This is a genomic window from Mesorhizobium sp. M1227 (genome assembly GCF_040318315.1).
Classification (GTDB): domain Bacteria; phylum Pseudomonadota; class Alphaproteobacteria; order Rhizobiales; family Rhizobiaceae; genus Mesorhizobium.
This window is the reverse complement of the sequence record NZ_JAMYLZ010000012.1, coordinates 117,050-142,679: the sequence shown is the minus strand read 5'-3', so window position 1 is coordinate 142,679 and position 25,630 is coordinate 117,050. Positions and strand designations below refer to the sequence as shown.

Genomic DNA, 25,630 nt, shown 5'->3' with positions numbered 1-25,630 from the left:
TGTCGGCGCCGGCAAGGCGCAGGCCCTGGATGACGTTGAGGCCGATGCCGCCGAGGCCGAAGACGACCGCCGTCGCGCCTTGCTCGACCTTGGCCGTGTTGATCACAGCACCGATGCCGGTGGTGACGCCGCAGCCGATGTAGCAGATCTTGTCGAACGGGGCGTCGGCATTGACCTTGGCCACCGCGATCTCGGGCAGCACGGTGAAATTGGAGAAGGTCGAGCAGCCCATATAGTGAAACAGCCTGTCCTTGCCGATCGAGAAGCGCGAGGTGCCGTCGGGCATCAAGCCCTGACCCTGGGTGGCGCGGATGGCGGTGCACAGATTGGTCTTGCGCGACAGGCAGGACGGGCACTGCCGGCATTCCGGCGTATAGAGCGGGATGACATGGTCGCCCTTCCTGACCGAGGTGACGCCCTTGCCGACGTCGACGACGATGCCGGCGCCCTCATGGCCGAGGATCGCCGGAAACAGGCCTTCCGGGTCGGCGCCCGACAGCGTGAACTCGTCGGTGTGGCAGATGCCGGTTGCCTTGATCTCGACCAGCACCTCGCCATCGCGGGGGCCTTCGAGGTCGACCTCCATGATCTGCAGCGGCTTTCCGGCGGCAACGGCGACAGCGGCGCGCGTTTTCATCAGGCAATCCTCCCAAGGCAGTCTGCAATCCAGGTTAGATTTAACTTACCATTCAGCTCTGCGCTATGCACGAAGCGACGTTCTGACCCCGGATTTTCGTCAGCGCCCGCCGATTTGCATGCGGGATAGGCTCCGACTTTGCCTTGACCGGCCCCCTGAAGCCCATAAAACGGGAAGCCCGTAAAAGAAGGGCAGCCGAGGGACGAGGCCTGCATGTTCACAAAGATCCTGGTCGCCAACCGTGGCGAGATCGCCTGCCGCGTGATCAAGACGGCGCGCAAGATGGGCATCGCCACCGTCGCGGTCCATTCCGACGCCGACCGCGACGCCGTGCATGTCGAAATGGCCGACGAGGCGGTGCATGTCGGGCCTTCGCCGGCTGCGCAAAGTTATCTGGTCGCGGAAAAGATCATCGCCGCCTGCAAGGCCACAGGAGCAGAGGCCGTGCATCCCGGCTACGGTTTCCTGTCCGAGCGGGCATCCTTCTGCGAAGGGCTGGAGCAGGAAGGCATCGTCTTCATCGGCCCGAAGCCCAAGGCCATCAAGGCGATGGGCGACAAGATCGAATCGAAAAAGTTCGCCAACGCGGCCAAGGTGTCGACGGTGCCCGGCTGGCTCGGCGTCGTCGAAAACGCCGCCCATGCCGAAAGAATAGCCGGCGAAATCGGCTATCCCGTGATGATCAAGGCTTCAGCCGGCGGCGGCGGCAAGGGCATGCGCATCGCCTGGAGCAAGGCAGAGGTGCGCGACGGCTTCGACCGGGCGCGGTCGGAGGCGAAAAGCTCGTTCGGCGATGACCGCGTCTTCATCGAAAAATTCATCGTCGATCCGCGCCATATCGAAATCCAGGTGCTCGCCGACGCGCATGGCAACACGCTCTATCTCGGCGAGCGCGAATGCTCGATCCAGCGCCGCAACCAGAAAGTCGTGGAGGAGGCGCCGTCGCCGTTCCTCGACGCCAAGACCCGCAAAGCCATGGGCGAGCAGTCGGTGGCCCTGGCCAAGGCCGTCGACTACCAGAGCGCCGGCACGGTCGAGTTCATCGTCGACAGCGACAAGAACTTCTATTTCCTGGAAATGAACACGCGGCTGCAGGTCGAGCATCCGGTGACGGAACTCGTCACCGGCATCGACCTGGTCGAGCAGATGATCCGCGTGGCGGCCGGCGAAAAGCTCGCCATCAAGCAGAGCGACGTCAAGCTGAACGGCTGGGCGGTGGAAAGCCGCCTCTATGCCGAAGATCCGTATCGCAACTTTCTGCCGTCGATCGGCAGGCTGACGAAATACCGGCCGCCGGAAGAGGGAAAATTCGGCGAAATCGTCATCCGCAACGATACCGGCGTTACCGAAGGCTCGGAAATCTCGATGTTCTACGACCCGATGGTCGCCAAGCTGTGCACCTGGGCGCCGACACGGCTGGCGGCAATCGACGCGATGTCGGAAGCGCTGGACAGTTTCGTCGTCGACGGCATCGAGCACAACGTACCGTTCCTGGCGGCGCTGATGCAGCATCCGCGCTGGCGGGAAGGGCGGCTATCGACGGCGTTCATCGCCGAGGAATATCCCGACGGCTTCGCGCCCATTGTGCCGAACAGCGAAGAAAACGCGGTGCTGGCCGCGATCGCAACCGCGGTCGAACTGCTGCGCCGCGACCGGCTCGACCGGCTGGGCGGGCGGCTGGCGCCGCATTCGGGCGCCTTGAAACGCGATTGGGTGGTGAAGATCGGCCGGGATTATCTTTCGGTTGCCATCGTCGAAGGCATGATTTCCATTCCGATGGAGCTCGACCTCACAATCGACGGCGGCAAACCGCTGACGGTGGCATCCGACTGGCGGCCGGGCGATCTCATCTGGCGCGGCACGGTCGGCGGCCGCAAGGTCGCGGCGCAAGTCAGGCCGGTGCTGAACGGGTTCCGCATCGCCTGGAAAGGCATCTCGGTGACAGCCCGCGCCATGCTGCCGCGCACCGCCGAACTCGAAAGGCTGATGCCGGAAAAAGTGGCGCCGGATACCTCGAAGATGCTGCTATGCCCGATGCCCGGCCTCGTCGTGTCGATTGCCGTTGCCGAGGGGCAGGAGGTCAAGGCCGGCGAGACGCTGGCCGTGGTCGAGGCGATGAAGATGGAAAACGTGCTGCGCGCCGAGCGCGACCTCATCGTCTCGAAGCTCAACGCCAAGCCCGGCGACAGCCTTGCCGTCGATGCTGTGATCATGGAATTCGCGTGAGGTTGGACCCGCCGTCGACGCTCTGTCTGAAGTTGGCGGGACAGCGCGCCCCTCTGTCCTGCCGGACATCTCCCCCTCAAGTGTCCCTAAAGTGGGGAGATTGGCAGCTTCGGGGCCCAGCTCGCTCCTGCAACGTTGGAAATTGGCGAAAGCCGAGATGATGGCCAATCTCCCCCCTCATGGGGGAGATGTCCGGCAGGACAGAGGGGGGCGCGAAGGAACGCGACCTGCAATCCTCTGGATACGCCCTCGGGAGACGGACAACTCGAATTTTTCCCCGTCGCGCCGTATTTTGTTCTTGCTTTGTGCCGGCAGCTATGCTATTAATTTGGCTATGGTGCTAATTGGCTCCAACGACCCGCCCGCCGAGGCGGGTTTTGTTTGTAGCCTGAGGTTGGCGGGACAGCGCCCCTCTCTGTCCTGCCGGACATCTCCCCCACAAGGGGGGAAATTGGCAGCTTCGGCGGTTGCTCTAAACCTCCAAAGCTCTAATCACTAGCGCTGGACTTGTGCTACCCGGCGCTCGACAATACAATACATCTTCATCGACTGAGTCCTTGTGAGGCGGCGCGAAAAAACCATGGCGGATGAAAGACTTCCACGCGATCCCTTGCTGCGCGAGGCCTATGCAAAGGCGTCGCGGGCGGAGGCGGCGGCGCGTCGGTTCATTCATCTGCGCGTGCATTCGGCCTATTCGCTGCTCGAAGGTGCCTTGCAGCTCGGCAAGATCGTCGGCCATGCGGTGCAGGACGAATGCCCGGCAATCGCCGTCACCGACACCAACAATCTGTTCGGCGCGCTGGAATTCGCCCAGAAGGCGGTAAAGGATGGCATCCAGCCGATCATCGGCTGCCAGATCGACCTCGCCTTTTCCGGCGAGGCGAGCGACAGCCAGCGCGACCGCAGGCGGCAAGGACCGGAGATGCGGCCGGTCGTCCTGATCGCCGCAACCGAGGCCGGCTACGGCAATCTGGTCAGGCTGGTCAGCCGCGTCTACCTCGAGACACCGCCCGGCGAAGCGGTGCATCTGACGAGCGAGATGCTGCAGGGCCACACCGACGGATTGATCTGCCTTACGGGCGGGCCGCGCGGTCCGATCGGCACTGCATTGAAACAGGATCGCCGCGAACTCGCCGAGACCCGGCTCTCGGCGCTCAAGAGCCTGTTCGGCGACCGGCTCTATGTCGAGCTTGAGCGCGTGTCCGGCTATGACCGCGCCATCGAGCAGTCGTCGGTCGATCTCGCCTACCGCCACGATCTGCCGCTGGTTGCCACCAACGAGGCGTTTTTCTTCTCTCGTGAAGACTATGAGGCGCATGACGCCCTGATCGCCATCGCAGAAGGTTCCGTGGTTGCGGCCGACAATCGCCGCCGCCTTTCGCCCGACCACTTCCTGAGAGGCCAGGCCGATATGGCGAGGCTGTTCGCCGACCTGCCGGAAGCAATCGACAACACCGTCGAGATCGCGCTGCGCTGCTCGTATTACCCGAAGACCCGCAATCCGATTCTGCCGCGCTTTGCCGGCCGCGATGTCGCCGACGCCGATGCTGCGGTCAAGGCGGAGGCGCAGGAGCTTGCCAGGCAGGCGCATGAAGGGCTGGAGGCGCGGCTGGCGGCGCACGGCCCGACGCCCGGCTATACCGTCGAGCAATATCGCGAAAGGCTGGATTTCGAGCTCGGCGTCATCGAGAAGATGAAATATCCGGGCTATTTCCTGATCGTTGCCGACTTCATCAAATGGGCCAAGGCACAAGGCATTCCGGTCGGCCCGGGCCGCGGTTCGGGCGCCGGCTCGCTGGTCGCCTATGCCACGACCATCACCGACATCGATCCACTGCGTTTTTCGCTGCTGTTCGAGCGCTTCCTCAATCCCGACCGCGTGTCTATGCCCGACTTCGACATCGACTTCTGCCAGGACCGGCGCGAGGAAGTCATCCGCTACGTCCAGCAGAAATACGGCCGCGACCAGGTTGGCCAGATCATCACCTTCGGCACGTTGCAGGCGCGCGCGGTGCTGCGCGACGTCGGCCGCGTGCTGCAGATGCCTTACGGGCAGGTCGACAAGCTGAGCAAGATGGTGCCGTCGAACCCGGCCAATCCGGTCAAGCTCGCCGACGCCATCGCCAACGAGCCGCGCTTTGCCGAAGAGGCGGAGCGTGAGCCGATCGTGCAGACGCTGCTCGATACGGCGCAGAAACTGGAAGGTCTTTATCGGCACGCCTCGACGCACGCCGCCGGCATCGTCATCGGCGACCGGCCGCTGTCGGAGCTGGTGCCGATGTACCGCGATCCGCGCTCGGACATGCCGGTCACGCAGTTCAACATGAAATATGTCGAGCAGGCCGGGCTGGTGAAATTCGACTTCCTTGGCCTGAAGACGCTGACGGTGCTGGACAGGGCCGTCAAGCTGATCCGCCGCCGCGGCATCGAGATCGATCTTGCCCACATTCCGCTCGACGACCCCGAAACCTACGCCATGCTGTCGCGCGGCGAGGTGGTCGGCGTGTTCCAGGTGGAAAGTGCCGGCATGCGCAAGGCGCTGATCGGCATGCGGCCCGACTGTATCGAGGACATTATCGCGCTGGTCGCGCTCTACCGGCCGGGGCCGATGGAGAACATACCGACCTACAACGCCAGAAAGCACGGCGAGGAGGAGATGGCGTCGATCCACCCGAAGATCGACCATCTCGTCAAGGAGACGCAAGGCGTCATCGTCTACCAGGAACAGGTGATGCAGATCGCGCAGGAGCTCTCCGGCTATTCGCTGGGCGAAGCCGATCTGCTGCGCCGCGCCATGGGCAAGAAGATCCGCGCCGAGATGGACAAGCAGCGCGAGCGCTTTGTTTCGGGCGCGGTCGAGCGCGGCGTCGGCAAGCCGCAAGCCGACTTCATCTTCGACCTGCTGGCAAAGTTTGCCGACTACGGTTTCAACAAATCGCATGCCGCCGCCTATGCCGTCGTCTCCTACCAGACCGCCTATCTGAAGGCGCATTACCCGGTCGAATTCCTGGCGGCATCGATGACGCTCGACATGGGCAATACGGACAAGCTCGCCGATTTCCGCCAGGATGCGCTGCGCCTCGGCATCGAGGTGGTGGCGCCGTCGGTCATGACGTCGTTCCGGGATTTCGAGGTCGGCGAGAACCGCATCTTCTATTCGCTGGCCGCGCTCAAGGGCGTCGGCGATGCGGCGGTCGAGCACATCGTCGCCACGCGCGGCGAAAAACCCTTCAAGAGCCTCGCCGATTTCTGTGAAAGGGTCGATCCGAAGATCGTCGGCAAGCGCGTCTTCGAAAGCCTGATCATGGCCGGCGCGCTCGACTGCTTCGGTCATGACCGCGCGGCGATGATGGCCGGCGTCGAGCGGATGATCGGGCTGGCGTCGCTGGCGCAGCAGAATGCCGTCACCGGCCAGCATGACATCTTTGGCGCCTCGCTCGGCGCACAGTCGCAGGCGCTCAACTTGCCGGCGACCGATCCCTGGCTCGCCGCCGACCGCCTGCACCGTGAATTCCAGGTGGTCGGGTTCTATCTCTCGGCGCATCCGCTCGACGAATACAAGGCGGCGCTGCAGAAAATGCGGGTGCAGACCTGGGGCGAGTTTTCGGCCGCCGTCAAACGCGGTGCTGCCGCCGGCCGGCTCGCCGGCACGGTGACCACCAAGCAGGAGCGCAAGACGCGCACCGGCAACAAGATGGGCGTCGTGCAGTTCTCCGACACCTCCGGCCAGTATGAAGCGGTGCTGTTTTCCGAGGGGCTGGCGCAATACCGCGACCTGCTCGAACCCGGCCGCTCGGTGGTGATCACCGTTTCGGCCGAGGACAGGCCTGAAGGCGTCAATCTGCGCATCCAGACCGTGCAGTCGTTGGAGGAAGAGGCAAGCCGTATCCAGAAAGCGTTGCGCATCTTCGTCAGAAATGACGCACCGGCATCGACAATCCAATCGCAGCTTGGCCAGCGTGGCGACAGTCAGGTGAGCATCATCGTCATCAAGGAAGGCGGCGAGGGCGAGGTCGAGATCGAGTTGCCCAACCGCTACCGCGTATCGCCGCAGATCGCGTCGGCGATGCGGGCGGTGCCGGGCGTGGTCGAGGTGGAACTGGTCTAAGAGTTAGCGCACGCTTATGAAGCGGCGATCTCCGCCGGTTGCGGTGCTCTCCGCTGCAGGTTGAGCAGATTTCCCATGAGGATCAGCAGGGCGCCACCGGCGGTGAAGGCGTCGATCTGCTCGTGATAGAGCAGCCATCCGATCACCGCCGACAGCGGCACGCGCAAAAAGTCCATTGGCGAGATGACCGTCGCATCGGCATAGACAAGTGCGCGGGCCATGCAGAAATGCGACGACATGCCGGTGAAGGCGATGAGCAGGATCCACGGCCAGAGCTCAAGCGGCGGGTTGCGCCATTCGTAAAGCGCCGGGACGAGGCCAAGCAGCGACTGGATGATCAGCATCCAGAAGATGATGCGCACGACGCTGTCCGTCCGCGTCAGCGACTTGACGAGGACCACCGAGACGCCGAAGCAGACCGCGGCTCCCAGCACGATGACATGTCCCGGATTGACCGCGCCGACGCCCGGACGCACGATGATCACAACGCCGATCAGCCCGAGCACGATCGCCGCCAGCCGTGGCCGGGACAGCCTCTCGCCGAGGAAAGCGACGGCCAGCAAAGCGGTCCAGATCGGCGTCGTGAATTCAATCGAGATCAGTACCGCAAGCGGGATCAGCGTCAGGGCGTAGAGCCAGGCAGCCTGGCCGGTATAGTGGACGACGTTGCGGGCGATATGAGCCAGCGGGCGTCCGGTGCGCATCGCCGCAAAACCGCCTGACATCATGACCAGCGGCAACAGGATGAAAAAGCCGATCACCGAGCGCAGCTCGAGCACCTGGAAGACGTTTAGTTCGGCCGTCGTGGCACGGCCGGCCACCGACATCGCCAGGAACGAGGCGATCGACAGCGCCATCCAGAACGCGGCCTTGGGGATCGAGGGTGCGGGTGCCATGCGGCTATGTCGCAAGCCGGAGCGCTCATCGCAACCGCTAGCCGACGCATTCGACTGGGCCAGCCGTGCAGCGTTGCAAACAGTGATGTTGAAGCCGGAACCCGCCGCTGAGGGAAGCGTTGGTCCCTCAGTGTTTGCGTGCTGTGTTTTGGATACCAACGAGGAGCGGTCCGATGAAATCACTTGCACGATTTGTACTTGCCGGCTGCCTGACGGCCGGGGCCGGGGCCGGGGCCGGGGCAGCGCATGCCGACGATCCGGATTTTCTTCGCTCATTCCAGGGGAATTTCGCCGGCAAAGGCATCGTCAAGGTGACCACCGATGCGCCGACGGTGAATGTCTCCTGTCATTTCAATTCCGACGCAACGTCGAGCTCGCTATCGCTCGACGGCAGCTGCCGCGGTCTTATCGTGGTAACGCGCGCCATCAGCGCCGATCTCAAATCGAGCGGGACGAAATACACCGGCACCTATGTCGGATCGCGCACCGGGCCGGCGCAATTGAGCGGCAGCCGCTCCGGCAACGCAATCAATCTCGGCATCCGTTGGGCCAAGGAGGTCAATGGCGATCGCAAGGCGCAAATGACGGTCGAGAAGAACGGCGAGAATGGCATGCGGCTGATCGTCGTCGATACCGATCCGAAAACCGGGAAGAGTGTGGTGACCACCCGGATCGATCTGCAGCGCACGTGACTGGGGCAAGTTGAGATTCAGGTGAGGCCGGCCTGCGAAACGCGGTTTCCTGCGCTTTCGGCCTTCGCCGGCGGAAGCATTCTGAGCGATCGTGGCAGTTAAGGCTACGGCCGGCGTAGGCCGGTGCTCACGTACTCACAAGTACGCTCCGCTCCGGTTCTCGGAAACCACCCTTCTCGACTCGGCCTGACCTGAATCTCAACAGGCCGGTATCATTCCTCGACCGGTTCGGGCGGATGGGCATCGCGGCCCTTGCCGAAGGTATAGCCGGTTTCCACCGCCCTGCGGCCGAACTTGCCGCGCAGCGTGTCGATGGCGCCTTCGGCCATGGCGCGCTTGCGTGACTGGACGTCGACCAGGTCGGGCGGGTCCGCCCGGTCATCGTCGGAGAGATCGCTGACGCCAATGCCGAGCAGCCGGTATTTCGTGCCATCCGCTTCCTTGCGCAGCAGCTCGAGCCCGGTCTGAAAGATGCGGTCGGCCAGCCGGGTCGGATCGCCGAGCTGGCGATTGCGCGTGCGGATCCTGAAATCCTGGGTCTTCAGCTTGAGGACGACGGTGCGTCCGGCAATGCCGGATTTCTTCAGCCGGGCCGAGACTTTTTCCGACAGCGCCCTCAGCACCGAAACCAGTTCGTCGACGGAGGCGATGTCGGTATCGAAAGTGGTTTCCGCCGAGACGCTTTTCGCGTCCTGGTCGGGAACGACGCGACGGTCGTCCTCGCCGCGCGAAAGCCGGCAGAGCCGGTCGCCCATGACGCCGTAGCGGCGCATCAGATCGCCACGTTCCATGCGCTGCAACTGGCCGATGGTGCGGATGCCGTCGCGCTCGAGGGTGGCGGCAAAGGCCTTGCCGACCCCCCAGATCAGCGTCACCGGCTGCTCGGCCAGGAAGCCGATAGCCTCGGCCTCGCCGATCACCGAAAACCCGCGCGGCTTGCGGAAGTCCGACGCCACCTTGGCCAGGAACTTGCAGTAGGAAAGGCCGGCCGAAACGGTGATGCCAATTTCCTTTTCCACGCCGAGTGCGAAGCGCGCCAGCACCACCGCAGGCGGCAGGCCATGCAGGCGCTCGGTGCCGGCGAGGTCGAGAAAGGCCTCGTCGATCGAGAGCGGCTCGACCAGCGGCGTCAGCGCCTGCATCATGGCGCGCACCTCGCGGCCGACGCGCACGTATTTTTCCATGTCCGGCGGCAGGACCACCGCTTCCGGGCAGGCTTCGAGCGCCTTGAACATCGGCATTGCCGAGCGCACGCCGTGGATGCGGGCAATGTAGCATGCGGTGGAGACGACGCCGCGCTTGCCGCCGCCGATGATCAATGGCCGGTCCTTCAACGCCGGGTTGTCGCGCTTTTCGACCGCCGCGTAGAACGCGTCGCAATCGATATGGGCAAGGCGCAGCCGGTAGAGCTCCGGATGGCGGGCGAGCCGTGGACTGCCGCAGCGCTCGCAACGGCGTGCCTCGCTGCGCTGAAAACTCAGGCAGTCGCGGCAAAAACCGTGTTCGGGATTGTTGACAGGGGCCGCCATCGCTGCGAACATAAAGAGAACAAATGCAATGGTACGTCAGGACGGATGCCACGACAAGGCGGTGGGCCGGGAGAGAGCTCATGAATACGACCATAGCGCCGCTAGTGCCCGAGCTTTGGGCGGATTTCGAAGATCTTTTCGGTAGGCAAGGCGCCTGCTACGGCTGCTGGTGCACACATTTCCGGCTGTCGCCCGCAGCACGCCGCGCGAGCAACCGGGAGCGCAACAAGGACCACATCAAGGCGCGGATCGAGGCCGGGCCGCCGCCTGGCCTGCTGGCTTTCGAGGGTGGCCAGGCGGTCGGCTGGATGCAGATCGGCCCGCGTGCCGACGTGCCCGAATGGAACAACCAGGGCAGGGGGTCGGCGCCGATCGACCCCGCCGACGCCAGCGATCCGGGCGTCTGGGCGATCTCCTGCTTCTTCATCCGCACCAAAGCGCGCGGCAAGGGCCTGTCGCACCGCCTGGTCCAAGGCGGCATTGAGTTCGCCCGCGAGAACGGCGCGCGGCTGATCGAGGCCTGCCCGATCGACCTGTCGAAGGATTCGCGCTCGATCGGGCTGTTCGTCGGCTCGTCGCGGGTCTTCGAAAGGGCCGGGTTCCAGCGATTGGTCGAACGTAAGCCAGGCCGACCGCTGGTGCGGCTGGTGCTTTAGCCGGATGCGCTTTTGGCCTACAGTCGGCGTCTTGCGGCTGTAACGCTGTTTCACTAACACAAGCAATGATTTGGCCCGAGACAACGGAGAATCGACGTGAAGCGTGTATTGCCACTTGTTCTCGCCGTCGCGTTTAGCGCGCCCGCTTTCGCCCAGACCGTCGACAGCCAAGGTGCGAAGAAGCTTACCGATGATCTGGCACATTATTTCGGCAGGCAGGGTTTCGATATCGGACTGGTGAAAATCACTGCCGACGGCGATGCGTACAAACTCGCCGTCGATTTCAAGCCGCTCGTCGCTTTGCTGTCGAAACAGGATTCCTTCAAGTTCGACGTCACGCCTTACGACATGCGGGTCAAGCCGCGCCAGGACGGGCAGTGGGACGTGTCGGCGGATACGTCGCTGACCGGATCGTTCGATTTCAAGGGGCCTCAAGGGCCGCAGCACATCGACTTTTCGGTGTCGAACAACAAGTTCACCGGTGTGTATGATCCGGCCCTGGTGGCCTTCGTCAGCGCCACGGGGTCAATGGACGCTATGACGATGAAAACCCGGGAGCCGAAGCAAGAGGCCGATGTCTCTGCCGGTGCCGGCACCGCCACGCTAAATTCGACGAAATCGGCTAACGGCGGCATCGATTTCACTGTCGCGGAAAAGATCTTGAATTTTGCTGAAGTCCTCAAAATCAACGATCCCGAGCGAGGGTTGAATTTTCCGGTCACCCTCAATGCGCCGGAACTTTCGGTGCATGCAAACGGCAAGGGTGTTCGGACAAAGCCGTTGATGGATCTGCTTGCTTTTGCCGTCGCTAATGAAGACGAGGCGAAACTGAAAGTAAATCAGGCGGAACTTAAGTCACGTCTCCTTTCGGCGTTGCCTGTCTGGGAAAGAATCGATGGAACGTACGCCTTCAAGGATTTCGCAATTGAGAGCCCAGTCGGCAAGTGGGGTGCGAAGCAGTTGGATTTGGCTAGCGGCATGGATGGCGTCTCCCAGAACGGCAAGATCAACTATGGGATCAAGGCCTCCGGTCTGACGATCCCCCGGCAATTGCTGCCCGCCTGGACTGGTCCACTGGTGCCGACGGATATCGACCTCAACTTCGGCGGTGCCAATATCGATCTCGACACGATGGCGAAGAAGGCGATCGAAGCCTTTGATCTCAATAAGAATCCGCCGTTGCCGGGGGAATTCGGCAAGGCTTTGGTCGCCGATTTCAAGGCCAAGAAACCCAAAGTAATCCTCGGCCACTCGACCGTGAAGAATGGCGACGTCGAAGTCGCCATGGAAGGCGAGATGACTTTCCCCGGCGGCGAAAAGCCTGATGCGACCGTGACCGTCGCTGTGGCCGGCTACGACAGGATCGTCGATGCCTTGAAGGAAGGCGCCAAGAGCGATGAGCAGATGGCGCAGGCCTTCCCCTTTGCGCTGGCCGTCAAAGGTTTTGGCAAGACGCTGCCGGATGGCCGGCTGGAATGGGTGATCAACACCAAGGCCGATGGGTCCGTTGCGGTCAACGGCGCCACGCTGAAGGGGCCGGATGAAGTCCAGGACGACAGCGCCGGCCAGGATGACAACTCGGGCGATGATGGCGCGAATGGAACGGACAATTCGACCGGGGGCGAGGATTCGGACGGCGGCGACAATGGCGGGGCAGGACCGAAGCTGCAGCCCTGAGCGCTCGCACTAAAGCCCCAGAGCGCTCGCGATCTTCGGCGCGGCGTCGCGCCAGTCTTCGACGACGATGACGCCGTCCGGCGGCGGCGGCAGGAAAGCGCGCAGCGAATTGTCGGCCATAAGATGGAAGAGATACGCATCGGCGACCGAGTTCTGCACCGACACAAGATTGGACGGCTGATCGTCGACGAAAGCGACCGGGCGGCCCTTGTTGCCGCGCAATTTGGCCACCGCCGGTCCCTTGGCCATTTCGGTGGTCAAAAGCGGGTAGGGCAATCCGAGCGCGTCGAGATGCGCACGGCGCACCACGCGGTGCTTGTGCGGCATAGCGGTTAGCAGAACGATCTCGGCGCTGTCGCTAAGCGCTGCAAGAGCATCCTCGGCACCGTCGGTGATGCTTTGCCAAGCGGCCTGGGCGTCAAAGAATTCCCCCAAAAGTGCCGTAACCTCGGGCTGTTCGATCAAACGGCCGCTCGCCGTTTCGGTGATGTTGCCGGTGAGGCGGAAGGAAGCCAGCGTCAGGCCGAAGCCGCGCGATTTGAGGAAATGCGGAAACGGCCGGATGAATTCGAGCACGACGTCGTCGACGTCGAGCACCATCAGCGGCCGGTCGTCGTCGGCCAGCTCCTCGATCTGGCGCGCCGTCTCGGGATCGTCGCTCATACCGAATGCTCATGATTGTCGTCGCCGAGCGGCAGCGCCCGCAATGCCTTGCCGACTGCGGCCGGCGGCGTCCCGGTCTCCTCGGAAAAACGCATCAGCGTCGGCTCGTGGGCAAGGATGAACTGCAGCACGCCGGCCAGGAATCCAGGCTCGCCCGCCGCCCGGCGGATGGAATGGGCTTCGATGCCGGTGATCGCCAGGAAGCGGGGCAGAAGTTCCGGATCGGCGGCGACGAAGCCCAACGCCTTTACGGCAAGGGTTTCCGCTTCCTCGCGCATTGACGCTGCGTTTGCCATCGCTACCTTCCTTCATGGGCGGAATCGTTCTGTTTTCGCAGTAGTGGCAAGTGTCGCCGGCAGCAAGCTCGCCCACCTGGAATCCGAACGCTTTTAGGGCGGCCGGTTTGCGTTTCGTCAATCATATTGCCGTATAGTGGGAACAGGTTTGGTGCGTGCCGACAAGGGGGCGCATGACGGCACCCTTCGAGTGGAAGGTCAGCCGGGACGGGAAATCGATGCCAAAGAAGGTTATGATCGTCGAAGACAACGAGCTCAACATGAAGCTCTTTCGCGACCTCATCGAAGCGAGCGGCTACGAGACGGTGCGCACACGCAACGGCCTGGAAGCGCTGGATCTGGCGCGGCAGCACAGGCCGGACCTCATCCTGATGGACATCCAGCTACCGGAAGTGTCGGGCCTCGAGGTCACCAAATGGCTGAAGGAGGACGATGATCTCCACGTCATCCCGGTCATCGCCGTCACCGCCTTCGCGATGAAGGGGGACGAGGAGCGCATTCGCCAGGGCGGCTGCGAGGCATATATCTCCAAGCCGATCTCGGTGCCGCGTTTCATCGAAACCATCAAATCCTACCTGGGCGATGCCTGATGTCCCTTTCCAGCCGAGCCGGAGCTTTGTGAAATGACCGCGCGGATCCTCGTCGTCGACGACATCCCAGCCAATGTCAGGCTGCTGGAGGTTCGGCTACTCGCCGAATATTTCGAGGTCCTGACCGCCACCAACGGGCCGGACGCGATCGAGATCTGCGAGAACGGCAAGGTCGACGTCGTGCTGCTCGACGTGATGATGCCCGATATGGACGGGTTCGAGGTCTGCCGGCGGCTGAAGGGCGACCCGGCGACATCGCACATCCCTGTCGTGATGATCACCGCGCTCGACCAGGTTTCGGACCGGGTGCGCGGCCTCGAGGCCGGCGCCGACGATTTTTTGACCAAGCCGGTCAACGATCTGCAGCTGATGACGCGCGTCAAGAGCCTGGTCAGGCTGAAATCGCTGACCGACGAGCTGCGGCTGCGCGCCTCGACGACACGCAATATCGGCATCGAGGAGCTTTTGAGCCGCAACTTCGCTGCCGACGACGCGGTGCCGAAGGTGCTGCTGGTCGACGAGCGCAAATCCTCGTTCGAGCGCATCCAGAAGATGCTGCGCGGCAGTGCCGATCTCGACGTCGCCAACGATCCGCATGCAGGCTTCTTCCAGGCCGCCGAGCAGCCGTATGAATGCGTGATGATCTCGACGGCCTTCGCCGATTTCGACCCGCTGAGGCTCTGCTCGCAATTGCGCTCGCTCGATCGCACCCGTTTCCTGCCGATCATCCTTCTGGCGGACGAGGGCGAGGAGGGACGTATCATCCGCGGCCTCGAACTCGGCATCAATGATTATCTGATGCGGCCGATCGACCAGCAGGAGCTGACCGCGCGGCTGCGTACGCAGGTGCGCCGCAAGCGCTACAACGACCAGCTTCGCGCCAGCGTCACCCAGACCATCGAGATGGCGGTGACCGATGCCCTGACCGGCCTGCACAACCGGCGCTATCTCGACAGCCATCTGCAGACGCTGTTCGACCGCGCCGTGGCACGGCGCCGGCCGCTGTCGGTGATGATCACCGATCTGGACCGCTTCAAGAGCATCAACGACGCGCATGGCCATGACGGCGGCGACGACGTGCTGCGCGAATTCGCGCGGCGGCTGCGCAAGAATGTGCGCGGCATCGACCTGGCCTGCCGCTTCGGCGGCGAGGAGTTCGTCGTGGTGATGCCGGACACCGACGGCGCGGTGGCCGAAAAGGTCGCCGAGCGCATTCGCGCCGAAATCGCCCAACTGCCGTTTCCCGTCGGCGCCGAAGGCAAAGCCGTCGAAGTCACCGTCAGCGTCGGCGTTTCGTCGGTGCTGAAAGGGGTGGACACGGTCTCCGCGCTAATGAAACGCGCCGACCTTGCGCTCTACGAAGCCAAGAGCGGCGGCCGCAATCGCGTCGTCGCCAAGGCGGCTTAGCACCGAACACCAATTGCCGGGTCAACGCGACAAGGTTACGAATTTACCTTAATCCAAGCGATTTGCGAGGCTTGGTTAAGAAACGGTTGATTTCCATAAGTTGTTGCGCAAATGTGCAGCCCTTAGACGTAACCGGCACGAGGCTAGATCGCCGGTTCGACCCGAAGAATACCCCATGATGCTCAGGTCCGCCGCATCTCCTGGGTCCGTGGGGTCGGGCGGCCGGCGCTGGCACATAGTGGCCTCCTCGTACCGCTGCCAAACGCCGGCCGGCCCCCAATTTTCAAAACACATCAGGATTCTACGCCAAGACCCGGAAAATGTTTGGTTTTTGTTGCGGCAGCGACACCGCCCTTTGAAATAGCCGGCTTGGGCAGGGCGTATGCGCCCGCAGTCGATTGACAGGCCCTGTCTTCTATGCAGAAATTGGTTGGACCATTGAGCCATTTGGTGACCCGTTGGCATGACCGAATTCGGCCTTTCCCCCATACAGGCAACTGCTCGTGACGACGCGGTGCTCAAGGCGCTGGCCGGCTTTGTGATGCGGGAAGCTCTCGGGCCCGGCCAGAGACTGCCGACCGAACGAATCCTTGCCGAGCGCCTCAAGGTGAGCCGCAACACCGTGCGCGAGGCGTTGACGCGGTGGGAAGGGCTCGGCCTGGTCGAACGGCGCCAAGGCAGCGGCACCTATCTCAAGGGAGTGGTCTCGCTGGACATGCTGCACATGCCGCTGACGCTGGCCGGCGGCAATGATTTCACCAGCCTGATGCAGACGCTGGAAATCCGCCGGGCACTGGAAGCGGAAGCCGCCGCCCTGTGCGCCGTCCGCGCGGGCCAGGCAGATCTCGTCGAGATCGGGCGCAAGCTCGACATTATGGAGCAGGCCTTCCACACCCGCGCCGGGATGTCGGCGGAGGAGGACTGGGAATTCCACCAGTCGATCTACCGCAGTTCCGGCAATCCGCTGTTCGAGCAGATCATCGCCGCCATGCACGAACTGTTCCATCGTTTCTGGGAGCATCCGCTCGGCGTTCGTGATTTCGGCCACGCCAGCTTTCCTTACCACCGCACCATCTACGAACGCATTGCCGCGCACGATCCGGAGGGGGCTCGGGCCGAGGCGCTCAAGCTGATCGCCACCGTCGAGGACGATCTGAAGCGCGGCGCGGCCAAACTCGAACTTTCAGGCCAGAAATGAACGATCATCCCGCCGGTTTCGAAAACGACTATCTCGCCGAGGCAGCGACGCTTCTCGCCCATGACGAGCCTTTCCCCGGCGGCGCGGTGGTCCCGCCGATCTACCAGACTTCGCTCTTCACCTTCGCCAACTATTCCGAGATGGCCGACACATTCGCCGGCAGGCGACGTCAGCCGATCTATTCGCGCGGCGACAACCCGACGGTTATGGAGTTCGAGGCGCGTGTCGCCGCTCTCGAAGGCGCGGAGGCCGCCCGCGGCTTTTCCAGCGGCATGGCGGCGATCAGCGCCACGGTGCTTGCTTTCGTCGGTGCCGGTGAGCGCATGGTTGTCGTGCGCAATTGCTACGGCGATGCCTACCGGCTGTTCGAACGGCTTTTGCCACGGCTCAACATCAAGGTCGACTATGTCGACGGTTCCGATCCGGACGCGGTCGCGGCAGCACTTCCCGGCGCCAAGCTGCTCTACCTGGAAAGCCCGACGTCGATGATGTTCGAGCTCCAGGACATAACCCAGCTGGCGCGGCTGGCCAAAGAGCAGGGCATCATCACCTCGATCGACAATTCCTGGGCGACGCCGGTGTTCCAGAAGCCGATTTCGCACGGTGTCGACCTGGTGTTGCATTCGGCCTCGAAATATCTCGGCGGCCACAGCGACACCGTCGCCGGTGTGGTGGCCGGTTCGGCCGCCCATATCCGACATATCAACGAGCAGACCTATTCCTATCTCGGCGGCAAACTTTCGCCTTTCGAGGCCTGGCTGTTGCTGCGTGGCCTGCGCACATTGCCGCTGCGGTTGCCGCACCACATGAAGAGCGGGCTGACCATCGCCGAACGGCTGAAAGCGCATGACCATGTCGAGCGGGTCAACCACCCGGCCTATTCCAACCATCCAGGCAAGGCGACGCTTGCCGGCTATGCCGGGCTGTTCTCGTTCGAAGTGACGGAAGACGTCGACATCCCGGCTTTCGTCGATGCGCTGAAACTCTTTCGCATCGGCGTCAGCTGGGGCGGCCATGAGAGCCTGGTCGTTCCGGCAAAGGCCTCGCTCGAGCAGACGCCGGGCCTGAATTCGATGGCGCGCTTCGGCGTCAGCCCACGAACCATCCGCTTCAGTGTCGGATTGGAAAGTGTCGAAGACCTGTGGGCGGATGTTGCCCAGGCCTTCGACAGAGCAAAAAGATAAAGGAGCCGTTCAAAATGGGAGTGCTGAACATGAAAAAACTGAGCATCCTTCTTGGTGCCGTCGCGGGTCTGGCGATTTCCGCCGGCAGCGTGCTGGCCGATTCCACGGTCAAGATGGTCGAGGTCATCACCAGTCCGCCGCGTACCGAATTCCTCAAGAAGCAGATCGCCGAATTCGAGGCGGCCAATCCGGGTGTCAAGGTCGAGCTGGTATCGCTGCCCTGGGGCCAGGCGTTCGAGAAGTTCCTCACCATGGTGCAGGCCGGCGACACGCCCGACATCGTCGAGATGCCGGAGCGCTGGATGGGCCTCTATGCGACCAACGGCCAGCTCGAGGATCTCGGGCCATACATGGCCAAATGGGATGATGCCAAAACGCTTGCCGAGCGTGCCAAGCAGTTCGGCTCGACGGTCGATAACAAGCAGTACATGATCCCTTACGGCTATTACCTGAACGCGCTGTTCTGGAACAAGAAGCTGTTCAAGGAGGCCGGTCTGGACGGTCCGCCGGCGACGCTCGATGAATTCGTCGAGGACTCCAAAAAAATCTCGGCGATACCGGGCAAATACGGCTACTGCCTGCGCGGCGGCCCGGGCGCCTTCAACGGCATGCATATGTTCATGAACATCGCCGCCGGCAAGGGCGGCTATTTCAACGAGGACGGCACCTCGACCATCAACGAGGAAGGCTCGGTCAAAGGCCTGCAGATGCTCGCCGACATGTACAAGAACGGCCTGGCGCCGAAAGATGCGGTGAGCTGGGGTTTCAACGAGACCGTCACCGGCTTCTATTCCGGCACCTGCGCCATGCTGAACCAGGATCCCGACGCGCTGCTCGGCATCGCCGACAAGATGAGCGCCGACGACTTCGCCGTGGCGCCGATGCCGGTCGGGCCGAGCGGCAAATCCTATCCGACGCTCGGTTATGCCGGCTGGGCGATGTTCGCCAATTCCCAGCACAAGGACGATGCCTGGAAGCTGATGGCGACGCTGTTGTCGCCCAAGGACAATCTGGAATGGGCAAAGGAAGTCGGCGTCATTCCAATCCACAACGGCGCCGACCAGGACGCTCACTTCAGGACCGAGCAGTTCAAGGGCTGGTTCGAGGAACTGAACAACGGCGACAAATACGAGATGGTGACGCCGCCGACGCATCTGGAAAACCTTGGTAATTTCGTAGACCAGGTGGCGATCAAGAATTTTCAGGAAGTGCTGCTTGGTCAGAAGGCGGCCAAGGACGTGGCCGACGAATGGGCCAAGTTCCTGACCAAGGAACAGCAGGACTGGCTGGCCAAGAACAAGAAATAGCTTTTCTTCCTTCTCCCGTTCACGGGGAGAAGGTGTCACGACGTGACGGATGAGGGGCGGCGCCAACCCGACTTGGCTCGCGCTGCTTCTCATCTGCCAGCCCGTCCTCCGCAGCAGCTGCGCTGCAGCTGCGGAGGGTGGACCGGCATCTCCCCGTAAACGGGGAAGGCGCTGTCGCCAGCCCGTGCTTACCCAGGAGACGATCCAGTACCAATGACCTATGCCGTGTCCGAAATCCGATCCGCCGGCAGGCCGCGAAAGAAGCGGCTATCCCATGCCGCGATCGAGCCCTGGCTCTATCTCAGCCCGGCGATCGTGCTGCTGGTCGTCGTGCTCCTGGTGCCGCTGGTTATCGGTGTCGGCTACTCGTTCCGCAAATTCTCCGCTTTCAAATCCGAATATGTCGGGCTTGGGCAGTATCAGGCGATGCTGTCGGATCCCGTGCTCGGGCAGGCGCTTGTCAACACGCTGTGGTGGACGGCAGCCAGCCTGTTCTTCCAATTTTTCCTTGGACTTGGCCTGGCGCTGCTGCTCGACACGCCGTTCCGGGGCAGAAAGATCGTGCAGGCCGTCGTGTTCCTGCCTTGGGCGGTACCGTCCTTCCTCTCGGGCCTGACCTGGGCCTGGCTGTTCAACCCGATCATCGGGCCGCTGCCGCATTGGCTCTACGCCTTGGGGCTGAAAGCCGAGCCAACCAACGTGCTCTCCGATCCCTCGACAGCCATGTGGGGGCCGATCGTCGCCAATGTCTGGTTCGGCATTCCCTTTTTTGCCATCACGCTTTTGGCGGCGTTGAAGTCGATCCCGTCAGAACTGCATGAGGCGGCGGCGATCGACGGCGCCTCGCCGTGGCAGCGCTTCACCAAGGTGACGCTGCCGTTCCTGGCGCCGACCATCGTCATTACCGTCATGCTGCGCACGATATGGATCGCCACATTCGCCGACCTGATCTTCGTCATGACCGAAGGCGGGCCTGCCGGTTCGACCGCCACAGTGCCGGTCTATATCTATGTCAGCGCGTTCAAGTCGCTGGACAAAGGCTATGCCTCCGCAGTGGCGGTCCTGCTGCTTGTGCTGCTCATCGTCTACGCGGTTGCGCTTATCGGCATCCGCCGTTCGCTGGTGAGGCACGTCTGATGATTGCCGGACGCTCCGCTTCCTCGCGCGTCCTCGGCGGTATCGGCCTTTACGGCGCCATCGCCGCCTATATGGCCTTCGCGCTGTTCCCGATCTTCTGGACGTTGAAGATCTCGGTCACGCCGGAGCGGCTGCTCTATTCCGAAGGCATCACTTTCTGGCCGTCGCAAACGACGCTGCAGAACTTCGTCACCGTGCTCGAAGCCAGCGATTTCCCGCGTTACTTCCTGAACAGCGTTATCGTTTCGGTTTCGACGGCAGCCTTCGTAACGGTCATTGCCACGCTGGCCGGCTACGCCATGTCGCGATTTTCCTTCCGCGGCAAGGCGACCCTGGCCATCCTGCTTTTGCTCACCCAGACTTTTCCGCTGGTGATGGTCATTCCGCCGATCTACCGCATCATGGGACAGATCGGCCTCATCAACAGCCTGACCGGCCTCGTCATCATCTACACCGCGTTCAATACGGCCTTTGCGACCTTCCTGATGCAATCTTTCTTCGACGGCATCCCGAGAGACCTGGAAGAGGCAGCCATGATCGACGGCTGCACGCGCCTGCAGGCGATGCGCAAGGTGATCGTGCCGCTGACGCTGCCCGGCATGGGCGCGACGCTCGGCTTCGTCTTTACCGCCGCCTGGAGCGAGTTGCTGTTTGCGCTGATGCTGATTTCCAGCGACGACCAGAAGACCTTCGCGGTCGGCCTGCTCACCTATATCGGCAAATTCGCGGTCGACTGGGGACAGATGATGGCGGCTTCCATCCTGGCGCTGATCCCGGTCTGCGTCTTCTTTGCCTTCCTGCAACGCTACCTCGTCACCGGCCTTACCGCCGGCGCCGTCAAGGGATAGATCGATGGCCTCCGTTACACTCGACAAAGTCCGCAAAGACTATGGAGCGGTGCGCGTTCTGCACGCAGTCGATCTCGAAATCGCCGACGGCGAGTTCGTCGTTCTGGTCGGCCCGTCCGGCTGCGGGAAGTCGACACTGCTGCGTATGATCGCCGGGCTGGAGGAGGTCTCCGACGGCGAAATCCATATTGGTGAGCGCCTGGTCAACGATATTGCGCCAAAGGACCGCGACATTGCCATGGTATTCCAGTCCTACGCGCTCTATCCGCACATGGACGTGTCGAAGAACATGGGCTTCAGCCTGATGCTGAGGAAGGCCGGGAAGCCGGTGATCGATGCAAGGGTGGACGGGGCCGCCAAGCGGCTCGGGCTCGATGCGCTTCTGCAGCGCCTGCCTCGGCAATTGTCCGGCGGCCAGCGTCAGCGCGTCGCCATGGGCCGTGCCATCGTACGCGACCCGAAGGTCTTTCTCTTCGACGAGCCGCTTTCGAACCTCGATGCCAAGCTACGCGTTCACATGCGTGCCGAGATCAAGGCGCTGCACCAGCAATTGAAGACCACTTCGGTCTATGTCACCCACGACCAGACCGAAGCGATGACAATGGCCGACCGCATCGTCGTCATGCATGACGGCCTCGTCCAGCAGGTCGGTGTGCCGCTCGATCTGTACGACCGGCCGGTCAACATGTTCGTCGCCGGGTTCATCGGCTCGCCCGGCATGAATTTTCTGTCTGCCGTGGTTGAAAAGGGCGCCAAGCCGGATGCCATCCTGGCCGACGGCCAGAAGCTGAGGCTGCCGGACGGCCTGCCGCTCAGGGATGGCGATGCGATCACCGTCGGCTTGCGGCCCGAGCATATCCGGCTCGCCGACAATGGCGCGCTGAAGGGCGAGGTGGGTGTCGTGGAGCCGCTCGGCCTGTCCACCCAGTTCTATGCCAGGCTTGCCGGCCAGCAGGTCTGCGTGTTTGCCATGGGCCGGGCCAGCGTGAAGCCGGGTGAGGCCGTGCGCCTGTCGGCTGATCCGGCATCGCTCCATCTGTTCGATCCGGCAAGCGGCGATCGCATCGGCTAGCCCTGTATCCCCGAAATGAAAAACGCCGCCCGGAAGGCGGCGTTTCGGTACTGCGAGAGAAAACCCGATTACTTGATCTTGGTTTCCTTGAATTCGACGTGCTTCTTGGCGACCGGGTCGTATTTGCGGAACGACAGCTTGTCCGTCTTGGTGCGGCTGTTTTTGCTGGTCACGTAGAAGAAACCGGTGTCGGCGGTCGACAGAAGCTTGATTTTGATGTTTGCGGCTTTGGCCATGATGTTCGTCCGTTGAATGTTCGTGGAGTTTTGGCCGCTGGAGCACGGGAAACACCCGGACGCGGGAAACTTGCCGCGACACATAAAGAACGCGCCCGGAAAGTCAACCCTTGTCCAGGTTCTGTGTCGTAAGCAGATGAGTTGTCCGGATTAGGTAGCACATGAGTTGTCCGGGTTTATGCCAGCCGATGGAGGCTGGGGACGAAGCGGACATTGAGTGCTACCAAAACCCGACAAGTTGATTGGGTGCCGACAGCCGCGGGAGGCTCCTGTGTGCCCCGGCCGTCCTCTGGGTGGCGTCTCAGTTTGAATGCTGGCTATGAATATCGAGCGATGGACGGCTGATCGATCACCCAAAGCCAGTTCCCGTCACCTTGCCGGCGAGCGATTTCCGCAGTAACGGTGCCGTCGGCAAGGCGCGTGGAAGTGAGCGCCAAATCCCTGTTGATGATAGCCGGACGCTGATCTCCGAGATCAAACTTTCGTCCCGCTGCCACCAACTTGGCGTAAAATCGGCGGATGGCATCTCTGCCGCAGGCCAACTGTCCGTTGCCGGTATCGAGGATGGCACCGGGTTCGTAAAGAGCAGCCATTCCTTCCGCGTCTCCCGCTTGCTCGCGAGAAACCAATAGCCGCGCCAGGTCCTGGGGATCGCTTGCCGGTTTGCGGTTTGCTTCATCATTTATCGGGAGGCTTCCTGACTGCCAGATTCAAACCGAGATACGACCAGGTTCCGGTCACTCCGCCGCGACGGTTTCCGGTTGTAACGCCTTCTTCCAGTCTCCCGTCGTGTTCCACCAGCGGTTAGGGTTGGTGCGGTCGTCGAGACCCTTGGAGCGGCTGGCAAGCAGTGGCTGAATGCGGATCACCGGTTCCTGATAGCTGTGAACCTGATAAATCGCCTCGACGACGCGTGCGGCGAGCTTCTGGTCATCAGGCAGTTCGAACGACACCTCGACAGTCCCCGACCGCCTGCGCAATTCCGTCTCGGCGCCGGCGGCGGCACCTTCAAGCGGCCGGTAACGTTCGATGCCGTCCGCCGACTGAAAGGCATTGCTGTCATATTTGCCCATTTCGAGCGGCGCGATCGCGACCACCGCCTCCATGATGCGGTCGACATCGGCTGCCGGTGCCTGAAAGGTCACCAGCAGCAGCAATTCCATCCGCAGCGATTTCGTTTCAAAGCCACTATCGATCATCCGAGGTCTCCCTGCTTATGCACTTTGGGGGAGCATATACTCGAGCCCTCCTGACATGGTTGTGTCAGGAGTTGGTCAGCAGTGGGAGCGATGTCGGCAGCTGGGCCGACTCAGAGGATTTTGCGGAGCAGCCTGGTGCCGACCAGCACGATATAGCAGGCGAAGAACAGGCCGAGCGCCCAACCGAAGCCCGACGGACCGAAAGCGTCCATGCCGATGCCGATCGCCTGCGGGCCAAGCACCATGCCGACGCCGTAGCAGAGCACGAAGGCGGCGTTGGCGGAGGCCAATTCGTGGCCGGAAAGCTGCGAGCCGAGATGCGCCAGGCCGATTGTGTACATGGCAGCGACCACACCGCCCCAGACGAACAGAAGCGCTGCCATCAAATGCCAGTTCTGCGCGAAGTACGGCATGAAGACCGTGCCGGCAAGCCCGACGGTGGCACAGGCCATCAGCAGATAGCGACGGTCGCTTACGCGGTCGCTGATCATGCCGATCGGGATCTGCAACAGCACGTTGCCAAGCCCGATCATGGTGAGCAAAAGGGCGGCGTCCGCCTCTGAGTAGCCGATGCGACTACCGTAGACCGGGAACAGTGCAAAGCCGCCGGTCTCGACCGCGCCGAACACCAGCACGGCCGCGGTCGCCGTCGGCACCAGCCAGATGTAACGCAGGAAATTGCTGGTTTCGCCGTCCGAGACGATCGTCGGGCTCTCGTTGCGTGCCGCCAGGACCGGTATGGCAGCGAGCGTAACCAAGGCGATGGTAACGCCGAAGGGCAGGAAGCCACTGCTGCCGAGATGGGCGAACAGCCAAGGCCCGGCGGCAAAGCCGAGAGACAGCACGGTGGCATAGATGCCGAGGACCAGTCCGCGCCGGTGTGGCGGCGCCGAGGTGCTGATCCAGAATTCCGACAGGATGAACAGCACCGTCAGCGCGATATGCAGCAGCACGCGCAGCGGAAACCACATCCAGAAAGCTGGCGCGAAATGGAAACCGACAAAGGCCAGCGCCCCGGCGGCGATCATGGCAAGCATCGTCCAGGCGACCCCGAACCGCATGGCAAGCGGGGTGGCGAGCGGCGCGCCGGCGATAGAGGCGAGGCCGGCGACCGCGGTGTTGAGACCGATCATCGACGCGGAATGGCCACGCGTTTCCAGGATCACGCTGAGCAGCGGCATGCCAAGGCCGATGGCAATGCCGACGACGCTGATCGACGAGATCGCCGCGACCATAGGCAGCCAGTGTACGCGTTCCTTGCCCTGCGGCTGGGTATCGACTGTCATGGAATGCCTGGCTGCTCTAGAGAATTTCGCGGACGAAGCGATTGCGGACAAGCCGGTAGAACGGCACGGGACTGCCGGGGCTCAGCAACGGATCCCAGGCGAGCCGCATTTCCAGTTCCTCCAGGACCGTGCGCGTGATGTCTGGAATATCGGCTTGCCTGGCCTTGGCCAGCGGCAGCCAAACGACGTCCTCCAACTCGTTGGTCGGACCGCCACCCGGCAGTTCAACGGCGACATCGTCGCGCCATGCGGCGAGAAAGCGCGTATCGAAGCGGCGCACCCGGTTGGGCGGGGTGATGGCGCGTGCGACGAAGCGCAGCGCTTGCAGTGATGGGATGACCCCGTGTTCGACAAAGCCCTGCCAGTCGCGCCTGGCGGTTGCGAACACGCCTTTTTGACCGATCAGCAGGCCGGCCTCCTCATAGGTTTCGCGGATTGCCGACAGGGCAATCGCGCGGGCGCGAGCCGGGCTGGTGCGACCGATACCAGCGGTCAATCTCGCTTCTTCCTCGGGATGAAGTGCGGTGGCTATTGAGATGCGGCTGTCGGCCGGATCTGTGCGGCCGCCAGGAAACACGAATTTTCCCGGCATGAAGGCATGACCGGCGTGGCGCCGGCCCATCAGCACCAGGAATTCGTCGCCTTTGCGGTCGAGCAGGATCAGCGTCGCGGCGTCGCGTGGGCGTATAGGCTTGGCCTCGAGCGCGATCCGCTCAACCTTGTCGACTTCCGCCTTGGTCATAACGTCCATGCGGTCGACCTAGCGGAATCTTCTCCGATGCGAAA

23 protein-coding genes are annotated in these 25,630 nt (G+C 62.7%); 13 read left to right on the top strand and 10 right to left on the bottom strand.

What is annotated here, in order from left to right:
- Positions 1-637 (bottom strand): alcohol dehydrogenase catalytic domain-containing protein (locus NKH28_RS17095; RefSeq protein ID WP_352979771.1); only part of this gene is annotated, 637 nt, incomplete at its 3' end.
- A gap of 213 nt (positions 638-850) precedes the next feature.
- Here NKH28_RS17095 and NKH28_RS17090 point away from each other — a divergent pair.
- Both NKH28_RS17090 and dnaE read left to right on the top strand, forming a co-directional pair.
- Positions 851-2,863: an acetyl-CoA carboxylase biotin carboxylase subunit gene (locus tag NKH28_RS17090; RefSeq protein ID WP_352979769.1), complete on the top strand. Its 2,013-nt coding sequence runs from the start codon at positions 851-853 to the stop codon at positions 2,861-2,863.
- A 580-nt stretch (positions 2,864-3,443) separates the two neighbouring features.
- On the top strand, positions 3,444-6,971 hold the full coding sequence (gene dnaE / locus NKH28_RS17085) for a DNA polymerase III subunit alpha (RefSeq protein WP_352979767.1): 3,528 nt from the start codon (positions 3,444-3,446) through the stop codon (positions 6,969-6,971).
- 14 nt (positions 6,972-6,985) lie between these two features.
- Here dnaE and NKH28_RS17080 read toward each other — a convergent pair whose 3' ends face one another.
- Positions 6,986-7,867: a DMT family transporter gene (locus NKH28_RS17080; RefSeq protein ID WP_352471788.1), complete on the bottom strand. Its 882-nt coding sequence runs from the start codon at positions 7,865-7,867 to the stop codon at positions 6,986-6,988.
- A gap of 173 nt (positions 7,868-8,040) precedes the next feature.
- On the opposite strand from NKH28_RS17080, the gene NKH28_RS17075 reads away from it, so the two are divergent.
- Positions 8,041-8,559 (top strand): hypothetical protein, encoded by a 519-nt coding sequence (locus tag NKH28_RS17075; protein WP_352979765.1) that lies wholly within the window; start codon positions 8,041-8,043, stop codon positions 8,557-8,559.
- A gap of 212 nt (positions 8,560-8,771) precedes the next feature.
- Here NKH28_RS17075 and NKH28_RS17070 read toward each other — a convergent pair whose 3' ends face one another.
- Positions 8,772-10,100 carry a DNA polymerase IV gene (locus tag NKH28_RS17070; RefSeq protein WP_352979763.1) on the bottom strand — a complete coding sequence of 443 codons (1,329 nt, stop codon included), beginning with the start codon at positions 10,098-10,100 and terminating at the stop codon, positions 8,772-8,774.
- Between the two features lie 68 nt (positions 10,101-10,168).
- On the opposite strand from NKH28_RS17070, the gene NKH28_RS17065 reads away from it, so the two are divergent.
- The gene (locus tag NKH28_RS17065) at positions 10,169-10,744 is read left to right on the top strand and encodes a GNAT family N-acetyltransferase (protein WP_352979761.1); all 576 of its coding nucleotides are present in this window, start codon (positions 10,169-10,171) and stop codon (positions 10,742-10,744) included.
- 348 nt (positions 10,745-11,092) lie between these two features.
- Positions 11,093-12,421 carry a hypothetical protein gene (locus NKH28_RS17060; protein ID WP_352979759.1) on the top strand — a complete coding sequence of 443 codons (1,329 nt, stop codon included), beginning with the start codon at positions 11,093-11,095 and terminating at the stop codon, positions 12,419-12,421.
- Positions 12,422-12,430: 9 nt separating this feature from the next.
- Here NKH28_RS17060 and NKH28_RS17055 read toward each other — a convergent pair whose 3' ends face one another.
- Positions 12,431-13,084 carry a hypothetical protein gene (locus tag NKH28_RS17055; RefSeq protein WP_352979757.1) on the bottom strand — a complete coding sequence of 218 codons (654 nt, stop codon included), beginning with the start codon at positions 13,082-13,084 and terminating at the stop codon, positions 12,431-12,433.
- Entirely contained in the window at positions 13,081-13,380 is a 300-nt protein-coding gene (locus tag NKH28_RS17050; RefSeq protein ID WP_352471779.1) for a DUF3572 domain-containing protein, read from the bottom strand. The genes NKH28_RS17055 and NKH28_RS17050 overlap by 4 nt, the downstream gene beginning before the upstream one ends.
- 173 nt (positions 13,381-13,553) lie before the next feature.
- Between NKH28_RS17050 and NKH28_RS17045 the strand changes: the two genes are divergently transcribed.
- The 8 genes from NKH28_RS17045 (at position 13,554) to NKH28_RS17010 (ending at position 22,123) form a co-directional block, all read left to right on the top strand.
- Positions 13,554-13,970 carry a response regulator gene (locus NKH28_RS17045; RefSeq protein WP_352876500.1) on the top strand — a complete coding sequence of 139 codons (417 nt, stop codon included), beginning with the start codon at positions 13,554-13,556 and terminating at the stop codon, positions 13,968-13,970.
- A gap of 33 nt (positions 13,971-14,003) precedes the next feature.
- The gene (locus NKH28_RS17040) at positions 14,004-15,377 is read left to right on the top strand and encodes a PleD family two-component system response regulator (protein ID WP_352448689.1); all 1,374 of its coding nucleotides are present in this window, start codon (positions 14,004-14,006) and stop codon (positions 15,375-15,377) included.
- A 463-nt stretch (positions 15,378-15,840) separates the two neighbouring features.
- Positions 15,841-16,575, top strand: coding sequence for a FadR/GntR family transcriptional regulator (locus NKH28_RS17035; RefSeq protein ID WP_023679986.1), 735 nt, complete (start codon positions 15,841-15,843; stop codon positions 16,573-16,575).
- A complete protein-coding gene (locus NKH28_RS17030; RefSeq protein ID WP_352979755.1) occupies positions 16,572-17,759 on the top strand; it encodes a PLP-dependent transferase in 1,188 nt (395 codons plus the stop codon). The genes NKH28_RS17035 and NKH28_RS17030 overlap by 4 nt, the downstream gene beginning before the upstream one ends.
- 29 nt (positions 17,760-17,788) lie before the next feature.
- Entirely contained in the window at positions 17,789-19,066 is a 1,278-nt protein-coding gene (locus NKH28_RS17025; RefSeq protein ID WP_352979753.1) for an ABC transporter substrate-binding protein, read from the top strand.
- 213 nt (positions 19,067-19,279) lie between these two features.
- Positions 19,280-20,203, top strand: a complete 924-nt coding sequence (locus NKH28_RS17020) for a carbohydrate ABC transporter permease (RefSeq protein ID WP_352979751.1) — start codon at positions 19,280-19,282, stop codon at positions 20,201-20,203.
- Entirely contained in the window at positions 20,203-21,051 is an 849-nt protein-coding gene (locus NKH28_RS17015) for a carbohydrate ABC transporter permease (RefSeq protein WP_352613810.1), read from the top strand. Before NKH28_RS17020 ends, NKH28_RS17015 begins: the two co-directional genes overlap by 1 nt.
- 4 nt (positions 21,052-21,055) lie before the next feature.
- Positions 21,056-22,123, top strand: coding sequence for an ABC transporter ATP-binding protein (locus NKH28_RS17010; RefSeq protein WP_352770283.1), 1,068 nt, complete (start codon positions 21,056-21,058; stop codon positions 22,121-22,123).
- Between the two features lie 68 nt (positions 22,124-22,191).
- On the opposite strand, the gene rpmG is transcribed toward NKH28_RS17010, so the two are convergent.
- The 5 genes from rpmG to NKH28_RS16985 all read right to left on the bottom strand — a co-directional run bounded on the left by rpmG (position 22,192) and on the right by NKH28_RS16985 (position 25,595).
- A complete protein-coding gene (rpmG, locus tag NKH28_RS17005) occupies positions 22,192-22,359 on the bottom strand; it encodes a 50S ribosomal protein L33 (RefSeq protein WP_006201775.1) in 168 nt (55 codons plus the stop codon).
- 317 nt (positions 22,360-22,676) lie between these two features.
- On the bottom strand, positions 22,677-22,952 hold the full coding sequence (locus tag NKH28_RS17000; RefSeq protein ID WP_352979749.1) for a YybH family protein: 276 nt from the start codon (positions 22,950-22,952) through the stop codon (positions 22,677-22,679).
- 144 nt (positions 22,953-23,096) lie between these two features.
- A complete protein-coding gene (locus NKH28_RS16995) occupies positions 23,097-23,558 on the bottom strand; it encodes a YqfO family protein (protein ID WP_352471771.1) in 462 nt (153 codons plus the stop codon).
- A gap of 110 nt (positions 23,559-23,668) precedes the next feature.
- Positions 23,669-24,844: an MFS transporter gene (locus tag NKH28_RS16990; protein ID WP_352502459.1), complete on the bottom strand. Its 1,176-nt coding sequence runs from the start codon at positions 24,842-24,844 to the stop codon at positions 23,669-23,671.
- 16 nt (positions 24,845-24,860) lie between these two features.
- Complete coding sequence (locus NKH28_RS16985; RefSeq protein WP_352502460.1) at positions 24,861-25,595, bottom strand: NUDIX hydrolase; 735 nt, start codon at positions 25,593-25,595, stop codon at positions 24,861-24,863.
- Between the last annotated feature and the right edge of the window lie 35 nt (positions 25,596-25,630).

Excerpts from the sequence above, each read along its gene's own strand:
- NKH28_RS16995 (WP_352471771.1), bottom strand. The coding sequence starts at position 23,558 with ATGATCGATAGTGGCTTTGAAACGAAATCGCTGCGGATGGAATTGCTG.
- NKH28_RS16990 (WP_352502459.1), bottom strand. The coding sequence starts at position 24,844 with ATGACAGTCGATACCCAGCCGCAGGGCAAGGAACGCGTACACTGGCTG.
- NKH28_RS17080 (WP_352471788.1), bottom strand. The coding sequence starts at position 7,867 with ATGGCACCCGCACCCTCGATCCCCAAGGCCGCGTTCTGGATGGCGCTG.
- NKH28_RS17010 (WP_352770283.1), top strand. The coding sequence starts at position 21,056 with ATGGCCTCCGTTACACTCGACAAAGTCCGCAAAGACTATGGAGCGGTG.
- NKH28_RS17045 (WP_352876500.1), top strand. The coding sequence starts at position 13,554 with ATGACGGCACCCTTCGAGTGGAAGGTCAGCCGGGACGGGAAATCGATG.
- rpmG (WP_006201775.1), bottom strand. The coding sequence starts at position 22,359 with ATGGCCAAAGCCGCAAACATCAAAATCAAGCTTCTGTCGACCGCCGAC.
- NKH28_RS17020 (WP_352979751.1), top strand. The coding sequence starts at position 19,280 with ATGACCTATGCCGTGTCCGAAATCCGATCCGCCGGCAGGCCGCGAAAG.
- NKH28_RS17070 (WP_352979763.1), bottom strand. The coding sequence starts at position 10,100 with ATGTTCGCAGCGATGGCGGCCCCTGTCAACAATCCCGAACACGGTTTT.
- NKH28_RS17090 (WP_352979769.1), top strand. The coding sequence starts at position 851 with ATGTTCACAAAGATCCTGGTCGCCAACCGTGGCGAGATCGCCTGCCGC.
- NKH28_RS16985 (WP_352502460.1), bottom strand. The coding sequence starts at position 25,595 with ATGGACGTTATGACCAAGGCGGAAGTCGACAAGGTTGAGCGGATCGCG.
- NKH28_RS17055 (WP_352979757.1), bottom strand. The coding sequence starts at position 13,084 with ATGAGCGACGATCCCGAGACGGCGCGCCAGATCGAGGAGCTGGCCGAC.
- NKH28_RS17030 (WP_352979755.1), top strand. The coding sequence starts at position 16,572 with ATGAACGATCATCCCGCCGGTTTCGAAAACGACTATCTCGCCGAGGCA.
- NKH28_RS17015 (WP_352613810.1), top strand. The coding sequence starts at position 20,203 with ATGATTGCCGGACGCTCCGCTTCCTCGCGCGTCCTCGGCGGTATCGGC.
- NKH28_RS17040 (WP_352448689.1), top strand. The coding sequence starts at position 14,004 with ATGACCGCGCGGATCCTCGTCGTCGACGACATCCCAGCCAATGTCAGG.
- NKH28_RS17035 (WP_023679986.1), top strand. The coding sequence starts at position 15,841 with ATGACCGAATTCGGCCTTTCCCCCATACAGGCAACTGCTCGTGACGAC.
- NKH28_RS17000 (WP_352979749.1), bottom strand. The coding sequence starts at position 22,952 with ATGGCTGCTCTTTACGAACCCGGTGCCATCCTCGATACCGGCAACGGA.
- NKH28_RS17050 (WP_352471779.1), bottom strand. The coding sequence starts at position 13,380 with ATGGCAAACGCAGCGTCAATGCGCGAGGAAGCGGAAACCCTTGCCGTA.
- NKH28_RS17025 (WP_352979753.1), top strand. The coding sequence starts at position 17,789 with ATGAAAAAACTGAGCATCCTTCTTGGTGCCGTCGCGGGTCTGGCGATT.
- NKH28_RS17075 (WP_352979765.1), top strand. The coding sequence starts at position 8,041 with ATGAAATCACTTGCACGATTTGTACTTGCCGGCTGCCTGACGGCCGGG.
- NKH28_RS17060 (WP_352979759.1), top strand. The coding sequence starts at position 11,093 with ATGCGGGTCAAGCCGCGCCAGGACGGGCAGTGGGACGTGTCGGCGGAT.
- NKH28_RS17065 (WP_352979761.1), top strand. The coding sequence starts at position 10,169 with ATGAATACGACCATAGCGCCGCTAGTGCCCGAGCTTTGGGCGGATTTC.
- dnaE (WP_352979767.1), top strand. The coding sequence starts at position 3,444 with ATGGCGGATGAAAGACTTCCACGCGATCCCTTGCTGCGCGAGGCCTAT.